Here is a 25,132-nt window from a genome sequence, read left to right as displayed (position 1 = left end):
GCCGCTTGCGGCCGGTGAAAATCCGCCGAATGGAAATTGAACTGTCACCAGGCTTATCTATTCGAATGGCTGTACGGTCCGTTTCGAAGTAAGATGGAGCACTCGGACCAAAGACCGGACCGGTCAACACGCCTCGGGGGCGCATTTTCCGGAGCCTGCACGATGAACGAAGCTCAGGATCTGTTCTCGCTTCTGCGGCAATCGACCGATGTCGATCCACAGGCAATCGACGCGATCAAGCGAACCATCGCGGAGGGCCAGGACCGCGAACTTTGCCGCATCAATGCGCCAGCCTTCGCCAGCAAGCATGGCCTCGACGAGGAACGCACCATAAGCGCCTTTCTCCATGCGGCGCGGGTGGGCATCTTCGACATTTCCTGGAATGTTCTGTGCCCCGGCTGCGGCGGCGTGCTTGACACCAACGCCACGCTGAAAACCCTGCAGAAGGACGAATACACCTGCGCGCTGTGCGCCGAGGGCTATTCGCCGACCCTCGACGAGATGGTCGAGGTGACATTCACCGTCAGTCCCCGCATGCGCAGGATTGCCGCGCACAATCCACACGAACTGCCGTTGGCGGAATATTTCCGCCAGATCTACTGGGCGTCCGGCGTCGATCTGCCGGATGAGGATTTCGCGAAAAGGATGGAAGCGTTCTCGCTGGAGGATATCGAGCTTGCGCCCGGTGAAAAGGCGGTTCTGCCCATACAGCTTCCGTCCGAATTCATCATCGTCTTCGAGCCGGTCACCCATTCAGCACAGTTCATCGACGTGAAGGGCGAACCAACAAAGGAGCGCCGAAGCCTCTCTTTGGTCTTCGACCGCGACCATGTCCAGAACCAGACGCTGGAGATGCAACCCGGCCCGTTGCGCATTTCGCTGGAAAACAGGACCGACACCCGCGTGCTGCCGGCGGTCTTCATCGCCGGCCAGGCATTGCATGATATCCTGGGCAAACGCCGGCCCTTCCTCACCGCCAAGCGCCTGCTCACCAACCAGACGTTCCGCGATCTCTATCGCACGGATACGCTCGACATCAACCAGCGCCTGAAGATCACCAGCCTGACCTTCCTGTTTACCGACCTGCGCGGATCGACCGCGCTTTACGAGCGGGTGGGCGACCTTTCGGCCTTCGACCTCGTACGCGCGCATTTCCAGGTTCTGCACGAGATCGTCGCGGCGGAGGCAGGCGCGGTGGTGAAGACGATCGGTGATGCGGTGATGGCGACCTTCGCGACGCCTGATCGTGCGATTGCTGCGGCCCTCAGGATGCGCGATGCCATGCGTGCGCTCAACGACAAGAGCGGGCGCGAGGATCTGCTGCTCAAGATCGGAGTCCATGCCGGCCCCTGCATCGCCGTGTCGATGAACGAGCGACAGGACTATTTCGGCCAGACGGTCAACATTGCTTCGCGGGTCCAGAACCTTGCAAACGCACAGGCGATCTTCGCCACTCGTGCGGTGGTCGAGGACAATCTCACCGCGGATCTGTTGCACAGGAACGCGCTGACGCCCGTGCCCCACGAGGTCTCGCTGCGCGGCATTGAGCGCGAGATAGCAGTATATACGATCCCCTGAAGACTTGGCCCTTGGAGTTTTGGGTCGTCTCGGCCCCTCACACGCGCCTACAGATAAAATAACGATCGGCGGGCACCGAAGGCGGCGTCGGGAGGCGTTGCAACTGCGGGTGATCGAGCGGCGTGCCGCTGACCGCGATGCCGCCGACGCGAAGCAGGCGCGCGGTCAGATCGGGAAGCCAGGTAGAGGTCACTGCATCGCGATCTTCATAGCCGGTGCCGATGTCGGCATGAACAAGAGCGGCGTCGATGCCAATGAACCTGCTCGCCGTCTCGCGTATTTCGCCGAGCACGAGGTTTTCAGCTTCGGGAATTGAGCTGGAGTGTGCGGCAAGTGCGCGGTCGAACGCCACGATCCGGCGTCCGGGCAGGCGCTCGCGCAGATGGTGGAACGTCCGGCCATTGCCGAGGCCGAGCTCGAGCACGGGGCCCTCAATGTTCGCCACCTCCGCGCAGACTAGATCGAGAATATCGCGCTGTGCGGTCATCCTGCGGATGAAGCTCTCGAGGCGACTCATATGCGTTTGTGTGTCCTGAACCAGCCCAAGAGATCGGCAATGCCCGCGACCAGAACGGATCGCGGGTGGAACCCGAGGGCGACGTGTTAAACCCCGATCAAGTCTCGCCGCATATAGAGGCGAACGATGAACACCGCAATAACCGAACAGGCTGCCGACAAGGATCATACCGGGTGGAGTCGGCGGCCCGGCGCGCGGTGGAATAGCGATGTCACTTGTAGGGGTCTGCGGCGTCCCGCAAGCCGTCGCCGAGGAAGTTGAACGCCATGATGACGAGAATGACGGGGAGCATCGGCAGAAGCAGCCATGGATAGAAAGCGATGACGCTGACGCTGCGTGCCTCGGTGAGCAGGATGCCCCAGCTGGTTGTCGGCGCCCTCAGGCCGAGCCCGAGGAAGCTCAGCGCCGTCTCGCCCAGGATCATGCCGGGTATGGCGATCGTCGCCGTCGCGATCAGATGCGACATGAAGCCGGGAATGAGGTGCCGCCCGATGATGCGGCTGCTGCTGGCGCCCATCAGTTGCGCGGCCAGAACGTAATCCTCCTCGCGCAAGGCTAGAAGCTTTGAACGCACGGCCCGCGCCAGTCCGGTCCAGTGGAGCAGCCCGAGGATGACGGTGATGCCGAAATAGATCAGGATCGGACTCCAGGTTATCGGCATGATCGCCGCCAGAGCCAGCCATAGCGGAATGCTAGGGATCGATTGCAGAACCTCGATTATCCGTTGAACGATCAGGTCGAAGATACCGCCGTGATAGCCGGCCAGTCCGCCGATGACAATGCCGAGCAGGAAGCTGAAACTGATGCCGACGAGGCCGATTGTCAGTGAAATGCGTGCGCCAAAGATGATGCGCGAGAGCACATCGCGCCCCAGCCTGTCAGTGCCGGCCAGAAAGAGCTGGCCGTTTTCGGCAGGGCAGACAAGATGCCTGTTACCTTCGATAAGCCCCCAGAACCGGTAACTGTCGCCCTTGCAGAAGAAACGGATCCGCTGAACATCATCCTGATTCTCGATGTAGTTCCGCTTGAGCGTGTCCATATCCAGCGTCATCTGGCGGCCATAGACGAACGGCCCGACGAACTGGCCGTTGTGGAACAGGCGCACCCGTTGCGGCGGCGAATAGATGTAGTCCATGTTGCGCGTGTGCAGATTGTAGGGCGCCAGAAACTCGCAGATCAGTATCCCGAAATAAAGCGCTGCCAGGAATATGCCGGATACAACGGCAAGCCGGTGCCTTCGGAATTTCCACCACATCAGCCGCAACTGCGACGCCTGAAAGACCTTCGATTGCTCCGGCGTCATCGCCTCGACCGACTGCAGGTCAAAGGGCGCGATGGAAACGTAGTGTTGCAGTGGAGCACCCGGAGCGGGCAGCGGCGAAGGCGTGTTCATTTGGTGCTGCCGCCTTGCAAACGAATTCGTGGATCAAGCAGCGCCAGCGCCAGGTCGGAAATCAGGACACCGATGACCGTCAGGAAGGCGAGGAACATTAGGAACGACCCTGCCAGATACATGTCCTGGCTTTGCAGCGCCCTGATCAGCATCGGCCCGGTCGTTTCCAAAGACAGCACGATCGCCGTGATTTCGGCGCCGGAGATGATGGCCGGCAGGATAGAGCCGATGTCGGAAATGAAGAAATTGAGCGCCATGCGCAGCGGATATTTGACCAGCGTCTTGAAGGGATGAAGGCCTTTGGCGCGCGCGGTCACGACATATTGCTTGTGTAGCTCATCGAGCAGATTGGCGCGCAGCCGCCGGATCATGCTTGCCGTGCCCCCGGCGCCGATGATCAAGACCGGGATCCAGAGATGGGCGAGGATCGACTTCGCCTTGGCCCAGCTCATCGGCTCGCCGAGATATTGCGGGTCCATGAGATGGCCGATGGACGTGCCGAACCAGATATTGGCGAAATACATCAGGATCAGCGCCAGCATGAAGTTCGGAATGGCAAGGCCGAGAAGGCCGAAGAAAGTCAGGCCGTAGTCGCCCCAGCTGTATTGATGCGTGGCGGAGTACATGCCGATCGGAAAGGCGATGAGCCAGGTGAAGATGATCGTGACGAAGGAAACCAGCACGGTCAGCCACATTCGGTCCCCGACGACGTCGCGAACCGGCAGCTGATATTCGAAGGAATAGCCAAAATCGCCGTGCAGCATCCCGCCGACCCAGTAGAAGTAGCGAATGATCGGTGGCTTGTCGAAACCATATTCCTTGCGCATCATCTCGATGCGATCCGAATCCACCGCTTCGCCCTGAGCCCGAAGCTCGGCAACATAGCTGTCGAAATAGTCGCCCGGGGGAAGTTCGATGATCGTGAACACCAGCGCCGATATGATCAGCAGCGTTGGAACCATCACGGCGATGCGCCAGACAATATATCGAAACACGCTCAGGTCTCTCCAAGCCAGAATGTATCCGGCATGTAGACACCGAAATACGCGGTCGGGTCGTAGCCGTAGAGCGCCTTGTCAGGCAGATTGCGCAGCCGCGAGGACGCCAGAACCGGCTGATGCGTTCCGTTCACCGTGCCGATCGAAAACACCTGATCGGTGTAGATCGACAGCATTGAATTCCAGATTTCGGCGCGCTCCGTGGCTTCGGTCGATGCGTTCCAGCGCTTGAGCAAAGCCATCAACTCGACCACAGGCGGAAGGTCGGGCGCCTCACCGAGCGTGCCATGAGACAAGTAGTGAGCACCCCAGAGCGGCCATTGCAGCTGGTCGTCGATGGTGGGGGCCAACTGGTACGGGTTCATGTCGGCGGTCGGCACGCCATTGTCGATGCCCGACCACATCGACATCATGATCTGGCCACCAAGCGCGCGGCTGCGGAAGATGTCGCGCTGCGAAGTCCGGATGAACAGGGCAATGCCGATCTTGCGCCAGTGATCGGTGATGAGTTCGAGCGCGTCGGTTTCCAACGTGCTTTCGCCGGCCGTTTCCACGATGACCTGCGCCGGGCGTCCGTCGGGAAGTATCCGCAGGCCGTCATTGTCGCGCGTCTGAAGCCCGACCTCGTCGAGCAGGGCGTTGGCCTGGTCGGGATCATGGGCGACCCAGGCTTTCGCGAACTCCGGCCGGTAGAGCGGGCTCTCCGGCAGGACCGTATCGGCACTTTCCTGCGCCAATCCGTAGAACACAGCCAAATTGATCTCGCGCCTGTCCACAGCGAGCGAAAGTGCGCGGCGCACGCGCACGTCACGAAAAAGGCCGCGCCACACCTGGTCGGCACAATTCAGATTGGGCAGCAGCGCCAGCCGCGAACCCTGTGTGCGTTTCCAGAGATGCAACTTAACCGGGTAGCGCTTCTCCGCATCCTTCAGGAAGGAGTAATCGGAGAAGTCAATTCCCATGCCTTGCAGGTCGCTCTCGCCCGCACCGGTCTTGGCGGAAATGATCGCCGACGAACTGACATTCATGACAACCCGGTCAATATAGGGCAGTTGCCGGCCATTCTCGTCTATTCGATGAAAGAACGGGTTCCGCTCGAAAATGAACTGCTCAGCCGGCGGCTTGGTCCGGTTCTGCCAGGGATCGAGCGTCGGCAGATCCGGGTTCTCCGGGCGATACTGCCGCGACATGCGGATGTGCAGAAGCGTCCATTTGTGGACCCGGTTCTCCGTCATCAGGCCGGAGAGCCGGAATGGATCCTGGTATTTCTTGTGGAACTGCTTGAGATAGGCGGCCGGCAGAACAAGCGATAGCGGCGATGCAGCAGCGAGCTTGGGCAGGAAGTCGGGATTGGGCGCATCCCAACTATAGCGGACCGTCGACGGATCGACGATGTCGAAGCGTGGCGGCTTGCCGTCCGCCAGCAGGGCCGGGGCGAGCCCGCCTTGCGAAAGCTCATCGTTCAGCCAGACATCTTCCCAGCAATAGCGAAAATCCTCCGGCGTCAGCAGGCTACCGTCAGACCATTTATGTCCTTCCCGTATCTTGAAAGTGAAGACGCGATCATCCGCTACGTCGAAACTTTCGAGAATGTCGGGTTGCATGTTAAGCTTTTCGTCATAGCCGACCAGGCGAGCATACCCATAGATCGTCATCATCCGGATATCTTTCTGGCTGCCGATAATCGTGCGCAGCGTGCCGCCATACTGGCCGGGCTGCCGGCCCATCGCAGCGAGATTCAACGCGCGCGGGCTCTTGGGCAGGCGTTCGGCGAGTGCCGGCAGCGCCCTGGCCTTCAACTGCGGCTGAAGAAATTCCGGCTCCAGATCGCCGGCGCGCGACGTGCCCGGCAGAAATGCCGAAGCCATGAGCCCAAGGACGGTGCGCCGGCTGATCAATGGCGTAGCTCGCTGACATCGGCCGAACGTCGGGCCAGCACGAGGTGGCCGCCGCCAAGATCGAGCGGCGACAGCATATCCTCGTCGCCCTCGTCGCGGAATTGCGGTCCCCATGCGCTGGCGTCGGAAGCGCCGCTGAGCTTCAGCGTCTTGAAATCCATCGGCCTGTCGAGATCGGGGAAAGGTACTGCGGCGACCAGTGAGCGCGTGTAGGGGTGGATCGGTTTCCTAAGCAGAATTTCGCGCGGCGCAAGCTCGACGATACGCCCGCCGCACATCACCGCGATGCGGTCTGCCATGTAGTCCACCACCGCCAGGTTGTGGGATATGAACAGGTAGGTCAGTCCCAGTTCCTTCTGCAGGTCCTTCAGAAGGTTCAGGATCTGCGCCTGGACAGAGACATCGAGCGCCGAAACCGGCTCGTCGCAGATCAGGAGTTCAGGCCCCAGCGCCAATGCGCGCGCGATGCCGATACGCTGACGCTGCCCGCCGGAGAAACTGTGCGGATAACGCTTGATGAAGCGCGGATCGAGCCCGATTGCCTGCATCAGGCTCTTGACCGTGGCGAGTCGGGACGCGGCATTGCCACGTTGATGGATTTCCAGCGGCTCGCTCAAGATGTTCTCCACCGTCATGCGAGGTGAAAGCGACGAAACCGGATCCTGGAAGACCATCTGGATTTTCGCGCGCAGCGTGCGCAAGGCATCTCCCTCGGCCTCCAAGACGTCGATCGGTCGATCGCGGCCGTTGAAGATCACAGAGCCGCCGCTAGGGGTGACAGCCCGCATCAGGATCTTGCTGACGGTGGTTTTGCCGGAGCCGCTTTCGCCGACTAGGCCCAGGCACTCACCCCGCCTGATATCGAAGCTCACACCGTCCACGGCGCGAACAGAGGTTTGATGACCTCCGCCGAACCATCCGGACTTGCGGATGGTGAAGGTCTTTTCCAAATCCCTGACCGAAAGCAGGATGTCGTCCGGCCCCTTCGATGCCGGCGCCGTCTGCTTGCCGAGCAGGTTCGCGACATTCACCGGCACCTCGCGGAGCGCCTTTAGCCTTTCGCCAGGCTTCAGGTCGAAATGCGGAACGGCTGCCATCAGGCCCTTCAGGTAAGGGTGGCCTGGCCGGCGGAATATCGCCTCGACAGGTCCCGCTTCCATGATCTCGCCGTGGTAGATGACCACCACCTCGTCGGCGACATTGGCGACAACGCCGAGGTCGTGCGTGATCAGCAGCATCGCCATGTTCAGCTTGGTCTGCAGCCCGCGCAGCAATTGCAGGATTTGTGCCTGGATGGTGACGTCCAACGCCGTCGTCGGCTCGTCGGCGATCAACAGCGCGGGCCGGCAGATAAGCGCCATGGCGATCATGGCGCGTTGACGCAATCCTCCCGAAAGTTCAAAGGGATACATGTCATAGGCGCGCTTGGGATTGGGAAAGCCGACAAGGCTGAGCATTTCCTCGGTCCGCGCCTTGCGCTCCGCCCGGGCCATGGGCGTATGAATCTGCAGGGATTCGCTCACCTGGTTGCCGATCGTGTGCAACGGCGACAGCGATGTCATCGGCTCCTGAAAGATCTTGCCGATGCGGCTGCCTCTCAACGCCCGGATTTCGGGTCCGTCACGCGGCATCTGCAGGATATCCTGCGTCGTGCCGGGCTTTTCAGGATCGGAAAACAGGATACGGCCGCGAACATGGGCTGTCCTCGGCAAAATGCCCATCACTGCCTGGCTGAGAACCGATTTTCCCGAACCGGACTCGCCCACAAGCGCGGTAACCTTGCCGGGCAGGACGCGAAGATTTGCCCGCCTGACGGCATGCAACGGTCCCCCGATAATGGCAAATGAGATGCCAACATCTTCGATCCGCAGCAGATCAACACTCGAATTCATTCTCACACCAGCCCCACTCTGGCGGCCTGCCAGGCGGCAGGCCCAGAAAGCAAGACTAACGCATTGCCAGCCCAGAGCAACTTGGATTCGAAACGGCCGCCAGTTCCCTGGCGGAACCGGTGACCGGACTGCATACCAAGGCGTTCGGATCAGATCGTGGCGGTTACTGGAGCTTCCTCGGGTCGCCCACCGACAGCCGCGCGGCATCGCGATGAAGCAGCATGACCTGCTCGGCGTCCGACATTCGGTCGTAAATCGGCTCCGTCGCACCGTCTTCATCGAGTGCGAGAGCACCCGACAGATCGGGTGAAAGCACCGTCAGCTTCTGCTTGATGCCCGCCAGTTCCTCGTTGCCGAGCGTCAGCCAGCTGTTGGCGGCGCAATAGCTGGCGAAGTCTTTGCTGGCGAGAACGCTGTGCGGATATTTCTTGGTCAGGGTCTGCAGGCGCTGGACCTCGTTTACAGCCGAGCCGAAGACAGAGAATGTGAGCCGGTCGGTAAGCCCGACATTGCCGAACATCACATTGCCGACATGCAGGCCGATACCAAAGCCTATATCGCCCAACCCCTGCTCCTTTCTGCGCAGATTGAGATCCATTATGCGCTCGGTGGCCTTGTGCGCTGCCGCAAGAGCAGCCTGGCAGGCGATCTCGGACTGCGAGCGGTGCCTTTCGCAAGGGTAGACGGCAATGAAGCCATCACCTATGAAACTCATGATCTGCCCGCCTTTGCGATTGAAAGGTGCAGCAACGGCGTCGAAAAACTGGTTCAGCGTATCGATATAGATCTCGCGGCCGGAGGTTTCGGCAAGCCTTGACGACCCGCGCATATCGGCCATGACCAGTGCGGCCCGGATTGTATCGCCCTCGCCGCGCTTGATCTGGCCGTCCAGCACGCGCCTGCCGGCGTCGCCGCCGAGATAAGTGGTCATCATGTTGTCGGCGAGCTTGGTGAGCACCGCCATCTTGGCTGCGATAGCGAGATGGCTCTGGATGCGCAGCAACGCCGAAATCATGCTGTCGCTGAAGCCTGCAGCACTGTCGGTGGACCAAGATCCCATCATGCCCTGACTGGTGTTGCCGCTGAAGGGTTGGACGAAAGCCAAGTAATCGGTGACGCCCATAAGCCTGAGTTCATCGAAAACAGGAAACTCCGACGGCACCGACGGGTCGAACCGGCGCCGCAGATGGTCGAGCTTGTTGCTGAGCAGATGGTAGTATGGACTGGTCAGGAACCTGTCAGACGGTACGCCGGCCTTCTTGCGGAAGCCTTCCACTTCCATGCCCTGGCCGCGAAACCAGGTGAAGCCAAGCGCGTCATAAAGCGGATGAAGCATCGAAAAGCTCAAATGCACCCGCTTCAGCGGCACGCCGGCAGCAGCCAACCGTTCACAAAAGCCTTTTACCAATGTTTCCAGGTCGTTGCCCGCCAGTGCCGATTGGGCCAGCCAATCGGCAACCCTGTCCACGAGAATCGTGGAAATTTCTGCTTGTGCTGTGCTCATGCTATCTCCAGACCCGTCGAAGACGAGCCACTCCTTTGATCCGCCACAACACAGTCCGCCAACGACCCAAAGATAAGACCCTCGAAGTCAATGAAGCCGGCTTCGGCGGCAAAAGCCGGCGAAGAATTTCCCGAATGACTGGCCGTGCAGGCAAGGAGCGGGCGTAATTGCATCTATGTGGCGAGGCTGCCGGCGGAGTGCAACCACGATCCTGACATCGGGAAAGAAATTCGCCGACCCGGACGCCGTCAAGCCTTCACCACCGTCTCTCGGGCCAGCCCGAGGCGGCCAAAAACATTGCGTGTGTCGACGATCAGAAGAGCGTGATCGGCGATCGCCTGATAGTCGATCGCGTCGTGGTCGGTTGCAACGACGACAGCATCGAAATCCTTCAAGGCCGCCTCGGTCAATTCGACCGAGCTACGCCCCTTGATCGCCATATGCTCCCGTGTGGTGGGGATCTCGGTAACATGCGGATCGTGGAATTCCGCCTTGCCGCCCCATTCCTCGATGAGTTCAATGAGCCGCAATGAGGGGCTTTCGCGGATGTCGGGCACATTCTTCTTATAGGCGAGCCCGATGATGAGAATGCGCGAGCGGCTGAGCGCCTTGCCGCAGCGCCGGTCCAGCGCCTTCGCCAGTTCATCGACCACATGACGCGGCATGGCCGTGTTGATCTCTGCCGCCAGCTCGATGAAGCGGGTCGGCAGTTCGTATTCGCGCGCCTTCCACGTCAGGTAGAAGGGATCGATCGGAACGCAGTGCCCGCCAAGTCCGGGGCCAGGATAGAAAGGCATGTAGCCGAAGGGCTTGCTCTTTGCCGCCTCGATCACCTCCCAGATGTCGATGCCCATCGCACCGAGCACGACCTTCAACTCGTTGACGAGGGCTATGTTGACCGAGCGGAAGATGTTTTCCGTCAGCTTGACCGCCTCGGCGGTCGCGGTGGTGGAAACAGGAACGACGGTCTTGACCACGCCCTGGTAGAAAGCCTGCACGAGCGTCGCCGCTTCAATGCCGTCGCCCGCCACGACCTTGGGGATCGTCGCGACTTCAAAGCTGCGGTTGCCGGGATCTTCGCGTTCGGGCGAGAAGCCGAGGAAGAAGTCTATCTTCGACTGCAAGCCGGTTTCTTCCAGTATGGGCTTGATCACGTCGTCAGTGGTGCCGGGATAGGTGGTCGATTCCAGCACGATCAGCTGGCCGAGACGCAGACGCGTCGCGATGGTGCCTGCCGTGTTCCTGATAAAGGAGAGGTCCGGCTCACGGTGTTTCGTCAGCGGTGTCGGAACGCAAATGATGATGACATCGCAGGCGGCCAGTTCGGCAAAATCCGCAGTGGCGCGGAACCGTCCGCTCGCCACCTGGCCGGCAAGGGCTGTCGACGTCACAGCCTCGATGTAGGATTGGCCGTTATTCAGGCTCTCGACCTTCCGGGCTTCGATGTCGAAACCGGAAACCGGGAAGCCGGCGCGTGCGATCGCAACCGCCAGCGGCAACCCGACATAGCCCAGTCCGATCACGCCGACTTGCGCGGCGCGCGTCGAAATCCGGTTCAGAAGACGGTCATATGTCGATCGTGAGGCGTCCAAAAATCCGCTTTCCCGTCAATTCGGACAGGGTGTCCGCTCCGCTCCCATGGCCGAGGCATATTGCGGAAAATCGACTTCCGCAAGCCGTCATCAGACCGGCGCCTTCCCCTTCAGGCTTGCAGCAGCCATCGCATAGCCGCCGGCGGCACCATCGATGAAATGAAGGTGATCGCGCTGCAGCGGCGAGGCGACGAGGCATGTCATCAAGGCCGATTTCTGGCGGTGCAGGCCATAGTTGCAGATGCCCGCCTCTTCCGCCTGTTTCAGCCGGTTCTCGATCCTTTGCAACACATCCGCATCGACGTCGATGGTCATCTTCAAGCCGTCGTCGAACTTGCGGAAATCCGAATTGCTGGCCACGTCGCGTTTGTAGATCTTCGGATCGAAACGGCCGATCGTCCAGCCATATCTATCGGCGACAGCCGTAAGCGTCATCAGGAACACTATCCACAGCTTCGACAGCCACCGCCTTCCTACCGGCGCCATGGCCCGCGCCTCGATATCGAGGCCGGCGGGCAGCAAACTGTAGCCCGGCCCGTTCACCGGCACCGGGTGGCCATCGCGTTCCTGCCTGCCGGCAAGGGCGATGATGTCGGAAGCCAGAAACTGAAAACCGCGCAAGTCGCGCGACGCCCCCGGTATGGCTATGATCGAGACGATTTCGCCATGCCGGGCTTCGATCGGATTCCAGCGGCAGGAGAGGCCGGTCAGATCCGGCCGCGCGCCGGCCGGCGCAGGATCGATGCGGTAGCGTCCCGCTTTCATCTCGGCTTCCGCCCAACTGCCGCCGCCGCCGGCGAACATGGCATAGAAGACCGCTTCGGAGGCCTGGAACCTAGCCACGCGAACGTCGAGGCCTTGCGCTCTTATATCCTTTATCGGCACGATTGCGGCACGCAAGGTCAGGTCCAGTTCGTCCGCCACCCATCTCTGGACAGCCGCCAGCGCGTTGCGGGTGATCTCCAGCGCCGAGCCGGGAAACGCCACGAGCGCACCGTCGCCGCCGAAGACAAAGGGAAGATCCTGCCGACCCAGCGCATTGAGCAGCGCCGAAATGACGCTAGCGCCGGCCATATTGACGGTTTTATAGCGCCCAGCCTCGATCGCCTTGGTCGAGCCGACGATGTCGGCGGTGGCCAGCGCCCAGCCATCGGGGAGCGGCCGATAGTTGTCGATATCGGCAACGCTTTCGAACTTTGCGAAGACCGGCAAAGAAGCGACAAACGGGTCGGACGCGGCAGCTGTTTCCATGAGCATCAGATAGCACATTCCACTGCTTGAAGGTGAAGTCGATCATGCTTCGAAATTGACTTGCGCAGGCTTTCCGATGATAGGGTCCGGCGATGAGAATTGCCTTCCACGCGCCGCTGAAGTCACCCAATCATCCCGTTGCCTCCGGCGACCGCCAAATGGCACGGATGCTGGTCAAGGCGCTTGAGCATGGAGGGCATAGCGTCGAACTGGCATCCGAATTACGCTTCTATCTACGCCAACCTGAGCCGAAAAGTTTCGATGCGCTCAAGATCGAGGCCCGAGAGGAAGCCGCGCGGCTGGCAAGGCTTTGGGATCGTGACGGCAAGCCCGATCTATGGTTCTCCTATCATCCCTATTACAAGGCGCCTGACCTGATCGGGCCCGAGCTGGCGTCGGCCTTTGCTGTCCCCTATGTGACAGCGGAAGCCTCCTATTCGAGGCGGCGCAACGCCGGCTTGTGGGGCGATACGCAAGCGTTGGTGGCGCGAGCCGTCGAACAGGCGGCGCTGAACATCTGCTTCACGCAAAGGGATCGTCAGGGACTGGCAGATGCGATACCCGACGCCGCTCTCGGCATGCTTTCGCCCTTCATCGACACATCGGTTTTCCGGGAAACGCCGGCACGGGGTTGTCCGACGCGCCTTGTTACCGTCGCCATGATGCGCCCGGGCGACAAAGTCGAAAGCTATCGCATGCTGGCGCAAGCGCTCGGTTCGATCGTCCACTTGCCCTGGACCATGTCGGTCGTCGGGGACGGGCCTGCCCGTGACGAGGTCAAAGCGCAATTCGCCGGCTTGGCCGCCGACCGTATCGAATGGCTTGGCGCGATTGAGCCAGCCGCCGTGCCGGATGTCCTCTATAGTGGGGGAATTTACATCTGGCCGGGTTGCGGCGAGGCCTATGGCCTTGCCTATCTTGAAGCACAGGCCGCCGGCCTTCCGGTGGTGGCTCAGGACATCGCCGGCGTGCCGGAGGTCGTGCGGGATGGCCAGACCGGGTTTCTCACCCCGCCGGGCGATGTGGCGGCGTTCGCTTCTGCCGTTGAGAGGCTTCTGGCCCGTAACGACGAAAGAGCCATTATGGCCGCAGAAGCCAGACGTTTCATCCTCGAAGAACGTTCGCTCGTTGTTGCAGCGGCGCGTCTGGCCGAACTTCTTGCGAAGATCCCCGTTTCATGACATCCGATCATATCTGGCAGCCCTTGGTAGAAGAACTGGCGCGCCGGCAACGGGCGGATCGTAAGGCAGAGTTCTGGCTGCGCGACGATGACGCGGTGGATCCGACGCCTGCGCTTGATCGTCTGCTCGACCTCACCGATGAATTCGCGGTTCCGGTCACTCTGGCCGTCATTCCGGCCCTGACTGATGAGAAGCTTGTCGTCCGGCTTGACGAGGCGCCGCATGCCACGGTCGCCATCCATGGCTGGGCGCACCGAAATCATGCGCCCGAGGACCAGAAAAAGCAGGAGCTCGGCGCCCATCGGCCACGCGAGGCGGTGCTGGATGATCTGGCTCGCGGGCTGTCGCACGTAACCGGCCTGCACGGCGCACGGGCCGTTCCGATGCTGGTGCCACCCTGGAATAGGATCGACGCCGGCTTGGTATCCGACCTTGGATCGATAGGATTTGCAGCATTGTCGGTCTATGGGCCGCCGAAGCCGGCTTCACTGGCGGTCATCAACAGCAATGTCGACATCATGGATTGGCATGGCACGCGCGGTTGCCGCGATCATGGCCTATTGGTTCAGGCTATCATCGCGCAATTGCAGCATGCCGAACCGGTCGGCCTGCTCACCCACCATCTCGTACATGATGAATCGGCCTGGCTTTTCCTTGAACGGCTGTTCACGGTCACCGCACGGACTGAAGCCTGCGCGTGGCTTCCGATCAGGACATTGATCGGGCGCAGCGCTGGTAGAGGAAAATAGCTCAGCGCTTTTTGTGCAATGAGACTGGAAATTTGAGCGTCTGGCCATCGCGCGCGGCAAAAGCGCCGGCAAACCTGTCTTTGGCCAGTTTCTCGATCTCGTCCAGTTCCTCGTCGGTGCGTGTCGGATCGTGGTGAAACAGCGCAAGCCCCCGCGCACCGGCCGCCTCGCAGAGCTTGACGCCCTGTTGCCATGTCGAGTGCCCGTGACCGCTGCGGCGTTCCATTTCCTCCTCGGTGTAGGTGCAATCGTAAATGACGAGGTCGGCATCTTCGATCAGGCCGAGAACCGCCTGATCGAGTTTGTCCGGCTCGTGCTCAGTGTCTGTGATCACCGCCACGACGCGGCCGCCCCATTCGACCCGGTAGCCGATGCAGCCGCCCGGATGGACAAGACTGCCGGTTCGGACCACCACCCCTTCGCGCGGCCGAAGCACGTCTCCGGATACGAAATCGCGGCAGTCGAGGCTTGCCTTGCAGATCTCCAGTTTCACCGGAAACCACGGCGGCTGCATGAACTCATCGACCATCTGCCGGGTCGTCATGCGTCCTGCAAGATGTCCGGACCAAAGCGTAACCTTGACGCTCCGGTCATAGATAGGTGCAAAAAACGGCAGCCCGATGATGTGATCGTAATGGCAATGGGTGAAAAGCAGGTCGAAATCGGTCACGCCCGACGCCCGAAGCGCCCCGCCGGCAGGCCGTAGGCCAGAGCCCGCGTCGAACAGAAGCGTATGCTTACCGCATCGCATCTCAATGCAGATTGTGTTGCCGCCATAGCGAGAGAATTCTGGCCCCGATACCGAAATGCTGCCGCGCACACCCCAAAACCTGACCAGGAAAACGTCGTCGTCCATGCTACCTCTTTGCAGTCCCGTCGCCCATCGTAGCCAAACAACTGCTGCTAGGCGAGACAGGTTTTCTCCGGTGACGTTTTCAGCAAGAGGCCGGTGTGTTCACGACGGTGAGGATTGAGCGCACGTCATTCGCTATTTGGCGCTTCGTGCGTCGATCAGATCCGCGGTCGTGTGGCTTAGGCGATCGGCAAGAACCCGCAATATCTCGATGGTCATTTCCGGGAACTCCTTCATAAGCCTCAGGAAATGATCCTTGGGGATTCTCAAGGCTTCCAGCGGACTTGCCGCTCTGACGGTGGCCGTGCGGGAGCTGTTGCACAATATGGCGATCTCGCCAACAATCGAATTTGGCACCATTTCGGCAACTTTTATCGGTCCGCTGTCGGAATCGACGAGAATATCCGCCCTGCCTGAAAGGATGACATAGGCGGCGTCTCCCTCGTCGCCCTGCCGGAAAAGGATCTGGCCGGCGCTGTAGCTCACGCGATCGGATGTGAACGCAAGCAGCTTGAGCTTTGTCGGCTCTATGCCAGAGAACAAGGGAACGCGTTGCAGCATTCCAACCTCATCCTTGAGCAGCATTGTCGCAAACCTTCCCAAAATTCACGTCTGCGAGACTAGAACAACCGACACCCAGATGGAATCAATTCTGTTCCGGATGGCGAGACGAACCACGCGACAGGTGGCGAGCCCGATAAGCCGGAAACCTGAATCCCTTGACCTTGCAGCAAATTTCCACCGGCAGAATGATCCCATCTTAATGTCCGTTGCTCTATGATAGCAGTTCCTTGAAGATACCGTTTCCTGCCAAAAGTGTCTCGTGTGTTCCGTCTTCCACCAATTGACCCGAGTCGAAGACGATAACGCGATCGAACATCATCGCCATTGCCGGATTCGTCACGACCCACACAATTGCCGGCGAACGGCCGTCACGTCTGGCTTCCTCGAGCACGTTTCGCAGCACCTTATCCTGCATGCGCTGGTCGAGCGCCGACAGCGGCCGGTTGAGAATGAGAAAATCGGGACGCTTGAGCAAGGCCCGGGCAATATCGAGCTTCTGTCGCTGTCCACCGGTCAGCCGCCTGCCGCCGGAGCCGACATTGAAGTCCAGGCCGACATCCAGAAGTTCGGCATAAAGCCCCAGTTCGTCAAGAATGTCATAGACGATGGAGCGTATACGGTCCGGCGCGTCGGGATGATTGTTGCCCACACGCCCGAACAGGACATTGTCCATGACGGTAGCCGCGGCAATGTATTTGGCAGGATCATACCGTTCGACCGCATTTTGCAGCTCGGGCGGCAGGTTTTCATAGAACCGGTTGCGTGCAGCGACAATCTTGCTCATCAGCTCGTCGCTCAGCAGGCCGAAGCGGTGCCGGGGCTCGATATAGGCAAAGCTCAAGGTGACGATCATGGCGCGGTCGTTCTCCGAAACCGCCTCGTGGGGACGGTTCTTGAGCCGTTGCAGCAAGGTTTCGTAGGCGGGTATCTCCTCGGCGCTCATGAAGGCGAGCTGCTGGAAGAACTGGTGATCGGGCGGCAGGTCGGCAAACAGCTCGATCGCCTGTTCGGCGATCTCCATGCCCATTTCGTAGAGCGTGCGGTCGAGGCCGGCCTGCCTCAGCACAGAAGCAAAATAGGGATTGGACGCCAGAGCCTTGTCGGCCAGTTCGGAGCCGGCGGCAGTGCCGAAGAGCAGGTTTTGGCCGATCGTTGCTTCCTTGTTGTAGGCGCCCGGTTCGAAAGGAACGACCAGTCCGCTCAGCCCTTCGTGTTCCAGCCGGGTTCGCAGCGCCGCACGCAGTTCGACGATCCGCCTGGCGAGCTCCGTGTGACGCGTGAGGTCGGCCGAAGAGCGCAAGCCAAGATCCAGAATGTCGCGCGACAGAACAACCGCGTCGAGCACCCGGCGCACGGCTTCAAAGAGGTCGTGCGGGCCGGTAGCGCCTGCGGAAGCGTAGTCGATCCAGTCGCTGTGGGTATCAAGATCCGGATTGCCCGACCGGCGCGCCTCCTCGATGTTCCAGCGGCGCTGGTCAGCCGCAGCATCGTCATAAGGCACCGATGTCAGCGGCGCATGCTTCAACCCGTAGAGCAGGTTATCGCGGAGGCTTGCCTGGAACAGGAAAACATCCGACGAGGCATAGGACATGCGCCGGCCGGTCACTGCTTCGGGGAGTTCAAGCAGGTCGTCGGCGCCCGAAGTGACCCTTCCGCTGTCCGGCCAGTTCAGCCGCGCGAAGGCTTCTGCAAGCGCCTCCGCTCCACCTGTTGCGGTACCGACCAGCGCCACCGTCTCACCCGGCTTGACCTGGAGGGAGATGCGGTCGAGGAGCATTGCGCCGCCATCGTCTGCCAAGGACAGACTGATCGCCGACAGGGGTTTGGTCATCGGATCGGGGTCGACGATCGTCAATGCCCCGATTCTTGGTGCGACGAGACCCTCGACGGTGAACTGTTCAACGACCTGCTGATATTTGACCTGGACATCCTGTCGATCCTGATCCCAGTCGATCAGTTCCTTCATCGGTCCGGGCAGGTCCTTGTAGGCGCTGATCACGGCCACGAGCTGGCCGACGTTCAGCCGCCCCTGGATGACTAGGTACCCGCCGATCATGTAGAACAGAAAGGGCGTGATCTGCGCGAGAAAATTGTTCAGGAACTTCACCATGAATTTCCACTGGTAAAGATCGAAGCGGATCTTAAAGATGAGCCCGAGCCGGGCGGCTATGTCGGCGCGCTCATAGTTTGATGTATCGTGGACGTGGACCGCGCCGATGCCGTCGACGATTTCGCCAACCCGGCCCGAAAGCGCGCGCGCCGTCAACTGCCGTTGACGCCCGAGCACGATCAGCCGCCGCCGCATTCGCGGGATGAGCACGATCTGGATCGTCACGATCACGACCGCTATCATTCCGAGCCAGACGTTCTGGACCATGATGAACAGCATGGCCGTCAGCGCCTGGCCGCCGAGCAGTACCGGCTGCAGGAAGGCATCGCCGATGAAGCCGCCCAGCGGCTCCACCTCGTCCTTCACCATGGTCGCCACTTCGGCGGATTTCACCCGCTTGAAGTAAACCGGCGGAAACCGCAGCACACGATCGACCAGATCGAAGCGGATACGCCGCAGCATGCGTTCGCCGAGGCGGCCCTTGTAGGTGTTGATGTAGAGTTTGAACAGGCCGTTGATGACGACTAGCAAGAGGAACACAAGGCTCAGGGCAAACAGCGTCGCCGTGCGGTCGAGCTGAAAACCGGAGAAGAACTGGACCTCTCCAATGAACGGCAGGTTATAGTGTAGCCTCATGAATGGCTGGGTCGCGCCCGGTTGCTCGAAGCCCCTACCTTGGATCGGGCCGTTGACGATCAGCTTCGGCAGGTCGAAGGACATGAAATACGGGATCATCGAAAGCACGACGATCATCAATATCCAGAGCTGCTGCCTCTTGGTGTGCGTCCAGATATAGCGGGCTAGGCTGGGTTCCATATGCGACTGCGGATCCTTCAGTTGGAAGGATGCAGGATGTAGACGCACCTGCTGGCGAATGACGTATCGGCGATTTCTTCGACGCCAACGACAAGCTCGAAGCTGCGGTGCACGGTGATCATCTTGCGCTCGACGATGCAAGGAACCTGCGAGGGGGCGCGATCAAGTTCCGGCGCATGGTCGATGATAGCGACATGGGCATTGTTGATCAGCGAAGAAAGCAGCTGGCCAAACGGTTCGCGGCTTCGGTAGGGTTTTGGCGAATAGCCGAGCGGCACGAGACCGCAGCCGCGCGGCTGGTGCTGGCGGATGGACGCCGATGGTCCGGACGGATGCAACCGGCTCTCTCCAGCACCCGGCAATGGCGAAGCGGCTTGCAGCATAATCACATCCGTGAATCAAACAGCGTTGCGGGAGGCAAGATTGCGTTGTGTCGCCCGAAATCCCAACATAAAAGACGAATATGATGGATGTCACGCAACCACGCAATGCCGGCATGGACTGGCACGAGCAAGCCTTGGACCTCACGCGGGGAATTGCTGCCTATCTCAACCACCCTCTCGTGGCAGGGCTGGCGCGCGTCGTCACCAAGCATCCGAAGGCCGATATCGCCAACGCCTTTAACCACAAGCAGGTCGCCTGCAAGATGTGGGCGCTCGATAGGCTGTTCGAAAGCTGCGGCGGCCGGTTCGAGAGCGTATGGGTTCTGGGTGGATGGTACGGCGTATTGCCGGCAATGCTTCTCAACGACGCCCGCTTCGACATCGCGGCGGTCGATAGCATCGACATCGATCCCGAAGTCGCGCCGGTCGCCCGGACCCTCAACCGGGAAGCCGGCGACCGGTTCCGAGCGCTGACGGCAGATATGTACGCACTCGACTACGCGGATGGGCGGTCCGACCTGATAGTCAATACGAGCTGCGAACACATAGCCGATTTGCGCGCCTGGCTTGCTCTGCTTCCGCGTGGCACGAACGTACTGCTGCAATCCAACGATTATTTCAGTGAGCCGACGCACATCAACTGCGTGGCTTCACTTGCAGCCTTCGAAGCAATGGCGGCGCTACGGGAGGTGCGGTTCGCCGGCGAACTGCCGACAAAGAATTATACGCGCTTCATGCTGATTGGAACTGTTTAATGCATTTCGCCCAAAAGTGCGTAGCGGTTTTGGGACAACGACATGGATAAAAACAAGGACTTGAAGCGCGTCGCACGAATCTCACCGGCGTTAGGATCCATCGCTTGTTTGATCATGTACCTTTCCGAAGCCAGGCCCCATTTTTAGGGACCATGTTCGATACCGCTGGCGCAGGATTTGCGCCGAGTGACGCGCGCCTTCCAGATCGAGACGATGCGCGGATGGCGTCGGTGTCATAAGCGCCTGTTCGATCGCTCGCGCCAAACCTTCAGGCGTTAGATCATTTTCCGTCAGCACCGTCGCAAGACCGAGTTCTTCGAGCATCAGGGCGCGAACCGTCTGTTCGGTTTCCCCGCCGGCTGCAAAAGGAACAAGCAGGGAGCGACAACCCGCGCGCAGGACGTCGCAGACCGTGTTGTAACCCGCCTGCGAGACTGACAGGCGGGCGCCGGTTAGCAGGCCGGCGAAATCCTCGCGGAACCGGAAGATGGACAGGCCCGGCGTGGCATCGCGTACGATCGCGTCAAACTCGTCTTTCGGCAGGTTTGGGCCGGTGATCAAACACCATTTCCAACCGTTGTTGGCATTCCGCGCGGCTGCGATGGTGGAGCTGACAAGGCTCTTTCCGGCAGCCCCGCCGCCAACCGACACCAGAACGTCGAAGCGCTCGGAGGCCGCGGGCGATGGCGGCGCGGCAACGAGCCCTGTGTAGGTGACCTCGGCCCTGATCGCCCCTGCCAATGGAAATGTCTTGTCGATGGTTGCGAAAGCCGGATCGCCGTGGACCATAACAAGGTCGAAATGCCTGTTGATGAGATCGACCGTTTCCTCGTTTCGCCCCGGCTTGACGCGCTCCTGAAGGATATCACGGACGGACGTCGCCAGCAGCGGTCTGGGCGACGTCGCGTCGATGGTCTCGATCAGCGGCAAGAGTTCGAAACGCATCTGCCGGCGTCCAAATGGAAACGCCTCGACAATGACGATATCAGGCCTGCAATCCCGGAATGCCTGCAGCAGCATCTCTGAACGCCGTTTCTTGAAATCATCGTCGATGGGTTTGCCATGCAGGTCGACAAGTCCGGAAAATCCTTCATTACCGGAGGTGACGGGCGGCAGGGTTACAGATTTTACACCCGGTCCCGGAAACCCCGCGACCGGCGCTCCGCCGGTCACGACGGTTACATCAAACCCATCATCGACCAGAGCCGCCGCAATGCGGCTGGCGCGCGCGAGATGGCCGATTCCGAGCAGGTGCTGGACATAGAGGAAGGCGCGCAGCCGCTTCAATCGGCGGCCCGCCACTCGCGCTCGAACAGTTCCTTGAGCTGTCCAATGCTTGCCATATGATCGAAATTGCCGCGCACGCGCCGCTCCGCGGCGTCGCCGAGGCGGGCGCGCAGCGCGGGATCACGGATCAGGCGCTCCAGCGCCTGTGCCAGGGCAATTGGATTTTCCGTCGGAACCAGCAGCCCGGTTTCATCCGGCGATAAAAGCTCCGGCACGCCGGAAATATCGGTCGACACGCAGGCAAGCCGCTGGCTAGCCGCCTCCACAAGAACATTCGGCAAACCGTCCCGGTCGCCATTTGCGGTGATCCTGCAGGCCAGGGCGAAGATGTCGGCGCAGCGGTAGTGCTCAAGCACCTCCTCCTGCGCAAGCGCACCTTTCCAAGAGACGCGACCATCCAGTCCGAGCTTTTGCGCTAGCGCCTTGAGCCGTTCCAGTTCCTCGCCGCCGCCGATATGCTCGAAACGCCACGCCAAATCGCCAGGCAAGAGGGCAAGGGCCTCCAGCAAGGTATCGTAACCTTTCTTTTCAACGGCGCGCCCGACACTCAGAACGATAACCGGTTCGCCCAGCTCCGAGCCGTCACGCTGTTTTCGCGCCTCGCCGAAGCTGCCGAAGCGATCAAGGTCGAGCCCATGATAGCTCAGATGTACAGGCGAGTTGCCGTTAGCGAGTTTTTTCAGACGGTCGAAGCCGGTTTTCGTGCAAGTGACCGTCCAGCGCGCCGAGGAAAGCTTGCCGGCCAGATCCCAGTCCGCCGAAGTCCAGATGTCCTTGGCATGGGCCGAGCAGCTCCAGGGCAGGCTACGAAGCTGGCTGGCATAGCGCGTCACCGATGCCGGCGTGTGCGCGAAATGTGCATGCAGCCAGCCCGCGTCTTCCGGCCATTCGGCCGCCAGCACCAGCGCTTGCCCGAAGCGGCGCACGCGATTGCGCGTAAAGTCGCGGGGGATATCGGTAGCCAGCGATCCGAGCGCGCGCCAGAAGCCCGGCCGCAGCAGACAAGCAAACAGCGAACGAACCACGCGCAGCGGCTCTTCATGCAGGTATTCCGGCAGATAATGGACGGACGCTTTGATCTCGTCATGCACGGGGTGGCGTTTTGCGTCGGTCGGCCGCCTGAGCGCGACGAGTATCAGGTCGAACCCCGCACGCTCCAGACCGAGCAGTTCCTGCGCGATGAAGGTTTCCGACAGCCGTGGATAGCCCTTCAGAACCACGACGATCTTGCGATGTTGCAATTCAGTTCATTCCTTCGATGACCGAAAGGTGATGGCCGGCCCGCCGTTCGAGCAGTTCCGCGACGATCTCGGAAATATGAGGCAGCCCCTCCAGCGTCAGATGCGCATTGCTCTGTGATGGGCGGGGCCGGTCCGGCAGCACCACCAGTGCATCGGCAAACCGCTGGGAATCCTTGGCTTCTTCCGGCAAAAGCATCTCGATGAGGCCGAGTTCGGCTGCGCGCCGTGCGCGGATCAGTTGTTCCTCGCGGGGCTCGACGCGCGGCACGATCAGCGCCGGCTTGTCGAAAGATAGTATCTCGCAATAGGTGTTGTAACCGCCCATCGCCACCACCGCCTTGGCACCGGCAATCAGGTCTTCCATGCGGTTGTCGAACTCGATGATCTTGATGTAGGGGATCTTGGCCCCCTTCTTGAGCAGCTTGTTGCGCTTGCGCGCCGGCATGTAAGGCCCAAGCACGATCAGCGCCCTATGCTGCAATTGCGGATCCTGCTGATAGGCATCTATGACGTCGTGGATCAGTTCGGCGCCGTCACCCCCGCCACCGGTGGTAACGAGGATATAGTCGCCCTCGGGCCGGTGGCCGGGCAACTCGTTCCGCGGCAGGCTCCGTTGCAGGAAACCGACGAAGGTCATCTTTGCCCTGACAGCCGGAGGCACATCCAAGCCGGTCAACGGATCGTAGAAATCCGGCGGACCATAGGCCCAGACCCTGTCGTAGAACAGGCCTATCTTGCGCATCACATCCCTGCGTGCCCACTCTGCTTCGAGCAGATGCGGCGCATCCATCACCTCGCGCAGGCCAAGCACGAGCGTGGTGCCCCGCGTCTTGAGGTAGGACAGCGTGTCCTCAATCTCACCGCGCAGGCCGAGCGGTTCCTTGTCGACGATGAAGATATCCGGCCGGAAGGTCTCGGCTGTGTGGCGGATGATCGACTGGCGCATCCTTAGCGTCTCATGCAGATCGATATCCTTTTCCAGCGAGGTGTATTCGCCGTTGCGCAACTTGATGACGCTGGGGATCTTCACGAAGTCGACACGGGCGCGGTAGTCGAAGGCGCCAGCGATAGTCGCACCCGAAATGATAAGCACCTGAAGTCCGCGGAAATCCTCGACCAGCGAATGCGCGATCGTCCGGCAGCGCTGCAAGTGGCCGAGCCCGAACGTATCGTGGCTGTACATGAGAATTCGAGCGTTTTGTACGTGCTGGGTCATTGTTGAATGTCTTTTAGAATTCTCGTTTTGAGGACCGTGGGCGACCCCTCAGGCTTCGAAACCATTCTGGGTCTACCGACCCGTTTTGAAACATGAGGGCGCAATTTTCAATTCGTATTACCCAAGAGGTCCAAGATGACGCTATAGGACCTTCGACAATGTCGTCCGAAAGCTCATTAATCACTTCAAAGGTCAGGCTATTCGAGCCGCCGCGTGACAGCGCCTCGTGGCTGAAAGTGGCGCCGGCTGTCACCAATTCGAAGGTATTCTGTGGAATGCCTGTCAGATAGGTTTTCTGATCGCCTGAGCCCGAAACTGGATGGATTGGCGAATATCGCCTCGGCAGGAGCGGGTCGACACTCCCCATTATTGTTTTGGGATAGATCGAAGGGGAAGGCAGTGTCCAAAAGATAGGCGGAAGCCATCCCTGTTGATTCCAATAAGCTCCGGTCTCACCAAACGGAGTGGTCAAGGCGAATTCCGTTATCCTGCCAACATACCTAATCGCTTGATCGGCATACGAAAGGACAAGGTCGCCGGGCGTCGCACGGCGCATATTGTTGTAGAACTCACTTCGCGCGCCGTTGCTCTCGGTCTTGGGGGACCAAAGGTGCTGCCCATCAATCTCTTGACGGGCGGTCTGATTATGATTCACCCGCCAGAACTGAGCCATCTATCGCCCAAGCTAGCCGGAAATTCGGCAGGAATCGAGTGGGTGCCAGCGCCTCACAACACACCGCCTGCAGCAGTATGTGCGCGACACCGGTTGCTTGTCGATCGCTATGGCTTCTGGCCAATGCCTTAGCTGGGGCGGTGACGGTACCTTTCGAGACGGCTTGGGAGCCGCGTCGAACGCCGCATGGTACAAAAAAATCGGCCGATTGGCCCCGACAGTTGGTGAAACCTCAAAACTTTCTTGCGACGATTTTCTATTTGGCCGGTTCGGGGAAGGACGAGAAGATGCGCAGGCATGCCGTCTCGATGCTGAACATGTCCCAATAGAGGCGGCTGAGGCTTGGTGGCAGCTTCAGCCATGGTCTTCTCCTTTGGTGAGTTTGACCGGCAGGTACCGCCGCCTCCACCTTTCCACCTTTAGGTCTCTCCCAACAGGCGTTAGAGCTGGAGGTCAGCGGACCCGCTTGCCAAGCGTCATCACCGAATTGGTGCATCGCTTCGCGAATCCGCGGTTTTGCCGCGGCTCATCGCGCCCACGTCGCCAAATCAGACTCAGCCTGGCAAGGACAGCATCAAGCCCTTTGCGAGCGGAGGGGACATTGATTGAGATCATTGGCGACACAAAAATGTCCGCTAGAGCTCGAATGGAGATGCGTGACCATCAAGAGATCGCACTGCG

19 protein-coding genes are annotated in these 25,132 nt (G+C 60.3%); 4 read left to right on the top strand and 15 right to left on the bottom strand.

Annotation, left to right across the window (positions count from 1 at the left end; genetic code table 11):
• Window positions 1-162 precede the first annotated feature (162 nt).
• Window positions 163-1,578 (top strand): adenylate/guanylate cyclase domain-containing protein, encoded by a 1,416-nt coding sequence (locus ACFSQT_RS21305; RefSeq protein ID WP_379021793.1) that lies wholly within the window; start codon window positions 163-165, stop codon window positions 1,576-1,578.
• Between the two features lie 37 nt (window positions 1,579-1,615).
• Here the strand turns inward: ACFSQT_RS21305 and ACFSQT_RS21300 are convergent, their stop codons facing one another.
• The 8 genes from ACFSQT_RS21300 to ACFSQT_RS21265 form a co-directional block, all read right to left on the bottom strand.
• Window positions 1,616-2,095, bottom strand: a complete 480-nt coding sequence (locus ACFSQT_RS21300) for a class I SAM-dependent methyltransferase (RefSeq protein ID WP_379021791.1) — start codon at window positions 2,093-2,095, stop codon at window positions 1,616-1,618.
• A 211-nt stretch (window positions 2,096-2,306) separates the two neighbouring features.
• Window positions 2,307-3,488, bottom strand: a complete 1,182-nt coding sequence (locus ACFSQT_RS21295; RefSeq protein ID WP_379021789.1) for an ABC transporter permease — start codon at window positions 3,486-3,488, stop codon at window positions 2,307-2,309.
• Window positions 3,485-4,483 carry an ABC transporter permease gene (locus tag ACFSQT_RS21290; RefSeq protein ID WP_010911544.1) on the bottom strand — a complete coding sequence of 333 codons (999 nt, stop codon included), beginning with the start codon at window positions 4,481-4,483 and terminating at the stop codon, window positions 3,485-3,487. Before ACFSQT_RS21290 ends, ACFSQT_RS21295 begins: the two co-directional genes overlap by 4 nt.
• Window positions 4,484-4,485: 2 nt before the next feature.
• Complete coding sequence (locus ACFSQT_RS21285; RefSeq protein WP_379021787.1) at window positions 4,486-6,384, bottom strand: ABC transporter substrate-binding protein; 1,899 nt, start codon at window positions 6,382-6,384, stop codon at window positions 4,486-4,488.
• Window positions 6,381-8,276 (bottom strand): ABC transporter ATP-binding protein, encoded by a 1,896-nt coding sequence (locus tag ACFSQT_RS21280; RefSeq protein WP_379021785.1) that lies wholly within the window; start codon window positions 8,274-8,276, stop codon window positions 6,381-6,383. The genes ACFSQT_RS21285 and ACFSQT_RS21280 overlap by 4 nt, the downstream gene beginning before the upstream one ends.
• A gap of 163 nt (window positions 8,277-8,439) precedes the next feature.
• Complete coding sequence (locus ACFSQT_RS21275; protein ID WP_379021783.1) at window positions 8,440-9,780, bottom strand: adenylate/guanylate cyclase domain-containing protein; 1,341 nt, start codon at window positions 9,778-9,780, stop codon at window positions 8,440-8,442.
• A 248-nt stretch (window positions 9,781-10,028) separates the two neighbouring features.
• Window positions 10,029-11,372: a nucleotide sugar dehydrogenase gene (locus ACFSQT_RS21270; protein WP_379021781.1), complete on the bottom strand. Its 1,344-nt coding sequence runs from the start codon at window positions 11,370-11,372 to the stop codon at window positions 10,029-10,031.
• Between the two features lie 90 nt (window positions 11,373-11,462).
• Window positions 11,463-12,641 carry a DUF3095 domain-containing protein gene (locus ACFSQT_RS21265; RefSeq protein WP_379021779.1) on the bottom strand — a complete coding sequence of 393 codons (1,179 nt, stop codon included), beginning with the start codon at window positions 12,639-12,641 and terminating at the stop codon, window positions 11,463-11,465.
• 74 nt (window positions 12,642-12,715) lie between these two features.
• On the opposite strand from ACFSQT_RS21265, the gene ACFSQT_RS21260 reads away from it, so the two are divergent.
• Window positions 12,716-13,804: a glycosyltransferase family 4 protein gene (locus ACFSQT_RS21260; RefSeq protein WP_379021777.1), complete on the top strand. Its 1,089-nt coding sequence runs from the start codon at window positions 12,716-12,718 to the stop codon at window positions 13,802-13,804.
• Window positions 13,801-14,553 (top strand): polysaccharide deacetylase family protein, encoded by a 753-nt coding sequence (locus ACFSQT_RS21255; protein WP_379021775.1) that lies wholly within the window; start codon window positions 13,801-13,803, stop codon window positions 14,551-14,553. Before ACFSQT_RS21260 ends, ACFSQT_RS21255 begins: the two co-directional genes overlap by 4 nt.
• Window position 14,554: 1 nt before the next feature.
• Here ACFSQT_RS21255 and ACFSQT_RS21250 read toward each other — a convergent pair whose 3' ends face one another.
• The 4 genes from ACFSQT_RS21250 to ACFSQT_RS21235 all read right to left on the bottom strand — a co-directional run bounded on the left by ACFSQT_RS21250 (window position 14,555) and on the right by ACFSQT_RS21235 (window position 19,279).
• Window positions 14,555-15,409 (bottom strand): MBL fold metallo-hydrolase, encoded by an 855-nt coding sequence (locus ACFSQT_RS21250; RefSeq protein WP_379021773.1) that lies wholly within the window; start codon window positions 15,407-15,409, stop codon window positions 14,555-14,557.
• A 132-nt stretch (window positions 15,410-15,541) separates the two neighbouring features.
• Window positions 15,542-15,991 (bottom strand): cyclic nucleotide-binding domain-containing protein, encoded by a 450-nt coding sequence (locus tag ACFSQT_RS21245; RefSeq protein WP_379021771.1) that lies wholly within the window; start codon window positions 15,989-15,991, stop codon window positions 15,542-15,544.
• Window positions 15,992-16,181: 190 nt separating this feature from the next.
• Window positions 16,182-18,896 carry an ABC transporter transmembrane domain-containing protein gene (locus tag ACFSQT_RS21240; protein WP_379021769.1) on the bottom strand — a complete coding sequence of 905 codons (2,715 nt, stop codon included), beginning with the start codon at window positions 18,894-18,896 and terminating at the stop codon, window positions 16,182-16,184.
• A gap of 17 nt (window positions 18,897-18,913) precedes the next feature.
• The gene (locus ACFSQT_RS21235) at window positions 18,914-19,279 is read right to left on the bottom strand and encodes a hypothetical protein (RefSeq protein ID WP_379021767.1); all 366 of its coding nucleotides are present in this window, start codon (window positions 19,277-19,279) and stop codon (window positions 18,914-18,916) included.
• A gap of 80 nt (window positions 19,280-19,359) precedes the next feature.
• Between ACFSQT_RS21235 and ACFSQT_RS21230 the strand changes: the two genes are divergently transcribed.
• Window positions 19,360-20,034 carry a class I SAM-dependent methyltransferase gene (locus ACFSQT_RS21230; protein ID WP_379021765.1) on the top strand — a complete coding sequence of 225 codons (675 nt, stop codon included), beginning with the start codon at window positions 19,360-19,362 and terminating at the stop codon, window positions 20,032-20,034.
• A gap of 90 nt (window positions 20,035-20,124) precedes the next feature.
• Here the strand turns inward: ACFSQT_RS21230 and ACFSQT_RS21225 are convergent, their stop codons facing one another.
• The 3 genes from ACFSQT_RS21225 to ACFSQT_RS21215 are packed head-to-tail and all read right to left on the bottom strand — an operon-like array spanning window position 20,125 to window position 23,778.
• A complete protein-coding gene (locus ACFSQT_RS21225; RefSeq protein ID WP_379021763.1) occupies window positions 20,125-21,321 on the bottom strand; it encodes a glycosyltransferase family protein in 1,197 nt (398 codons plus the stop codon).
• Window positions 21,318-22,562, bottom strand: coding sequence for a glycosyltransferase (locus tag ACFSQT_RS21220; protein WP_379021761.1), 1,245 nt, complete (start codon window positions 22,560-22,562; stop codon window positions 21,318-21,320). Before ACFSQT_RS21220 ends, ACFSQT_RS21225 begins: the two co-directional genes overlap by 4 nt.
• 1 nt (window position 22,563) lies before the next feature.
• The gene (locus ACFSQT_RS21215; protein ID WP_379021759.1) at window positions 22,564-23,778 is read right to left on the bottom strand and encodes a glycosyltransferase family protein; all 1,215 of its coding nucleotides are present in this window, start codon (window positions 23,776-23,778) and stop codon (window positions 22,564-22,566) included.
• Window positions 23,779-25,132: the final 1,354 nt, after the last annotated feature.

The sequence above is a fragment of the Mesorhizobium calcicola genome (assembly GCF_042682105.1).
Classification (GTDB): domain Bacteria; phylum Pseudomonadota; class Alphaproteobacteria; order Rhizobiales; family Rhizobiaceae; genus Mesorhizobium; species Mesorhizobium calcicola.
Note: the sequence above shows the minus strand (reverse complement) of the source record. Positions and strands in the feature narration are given on the sequence as shown.

Bases quoted from the DNA above. Each gene is read 5' to 3' on its own strand.
- ACFSQT_RS21305 (WP_379021793.1), top strand. From the start codon at position 163: ATGAACGAAGCTCAGGATCTGTTCTCGCTTCTGCGGCAATCGACCGAT.
- ACFSQT_RS21300 (WP_379021791.1), bottom strand. From the start codon at position 2,095: ATGAGTCGCCTCGAGAGCTTCATCCGCAGGATGACCGCACAGCGCGAT.
- ACFSQT_RS21295 (WP_379021789.1), bottom strand. From the start codon at position 3,488: ATGAACACGCCTTCGCCGCTGCCCGCTCCGGGTGCTCCACTGCAACAC.
- ACFSQT_RS21280 (WP_379021785.1), bottom strand. From the start codon at position 8,276: ATGAATTCGAGTGTTGATCTGCTGCGGATCGAAGATGTTGGCATCTCA.
- ACFSQT_RS21275 (WP_379021783.1), bottom strand. From the start codon at position 9,780: ATGAGCACAGCACAAGCAGAAATTTCCACGATTCTCGTGGACAGGGTT.
- ACFSQT_RS21265 (WP_379021779.1), bottom strand. From the start codon at position 12,641: ATGTGCTATCTGATGCTCATGGAAACAGCTGCCGCGTCCGACCCGTTT.
- ACFSQT_RS21260 (WP_379021777.1), top strand. From the start codon at position 12,716: ATGAGAATTGCCTTCCACGCGCCGCTGAAGTCACCCAATCATCCCGTT.
- ACFSQT_RS21255 (WP_379021775.1), top strand. From the start codon at position 13,801: ATGACATCCGATCATATCTGGCAGCCCTTGGTAGAAGAACTGGCGCGC.
- ACFSQT_RS21250 (WP_379021773.1), bottom strand. From the start codon at position 15,409: ATGGACGACGACGTTTTCCTGGTCAGGTTTTGGGGTGTGCGCGGCAGC.
- ACFSQT_RS21245 (WP_379021771.1), bottom strand. From the start codon at position 15,991: ATGCTGCTCAAGGATGAGGTTGGAATGCTGCAACGCGTTCCCTTGTTC.
- ACFSQT_RS21240 (WP_379021769.1), bottom strand. From the start codon at position 18,896: ATGGAACCCAGCCTAGCCCGCTATATCTGGACGCACACCAAGAGGCAG.
- ACFSQT_RS21235 (WP_379021767.1), bottom strand. From the start codon at position 19,279: ATGCTGCAAGCCGCTTCGCCATTGCCGGGTGCTGGAGAGAGCCGGTTG.
- ACFSQT_RS21230 (WP_379021765.1), top strand. From the start codon at position 19,360: ATGATGGATGTCACGCAACCACGCAATGCCGGCATGGACTGGCACGAG.
- ACFSQT_RS21215 (WP_379021759.1), bottom strand. From the start codon at position 23,778: ATGACCCAGCACGTACAAAACGCTCGAATTCTCATGTACAGCCACGAT.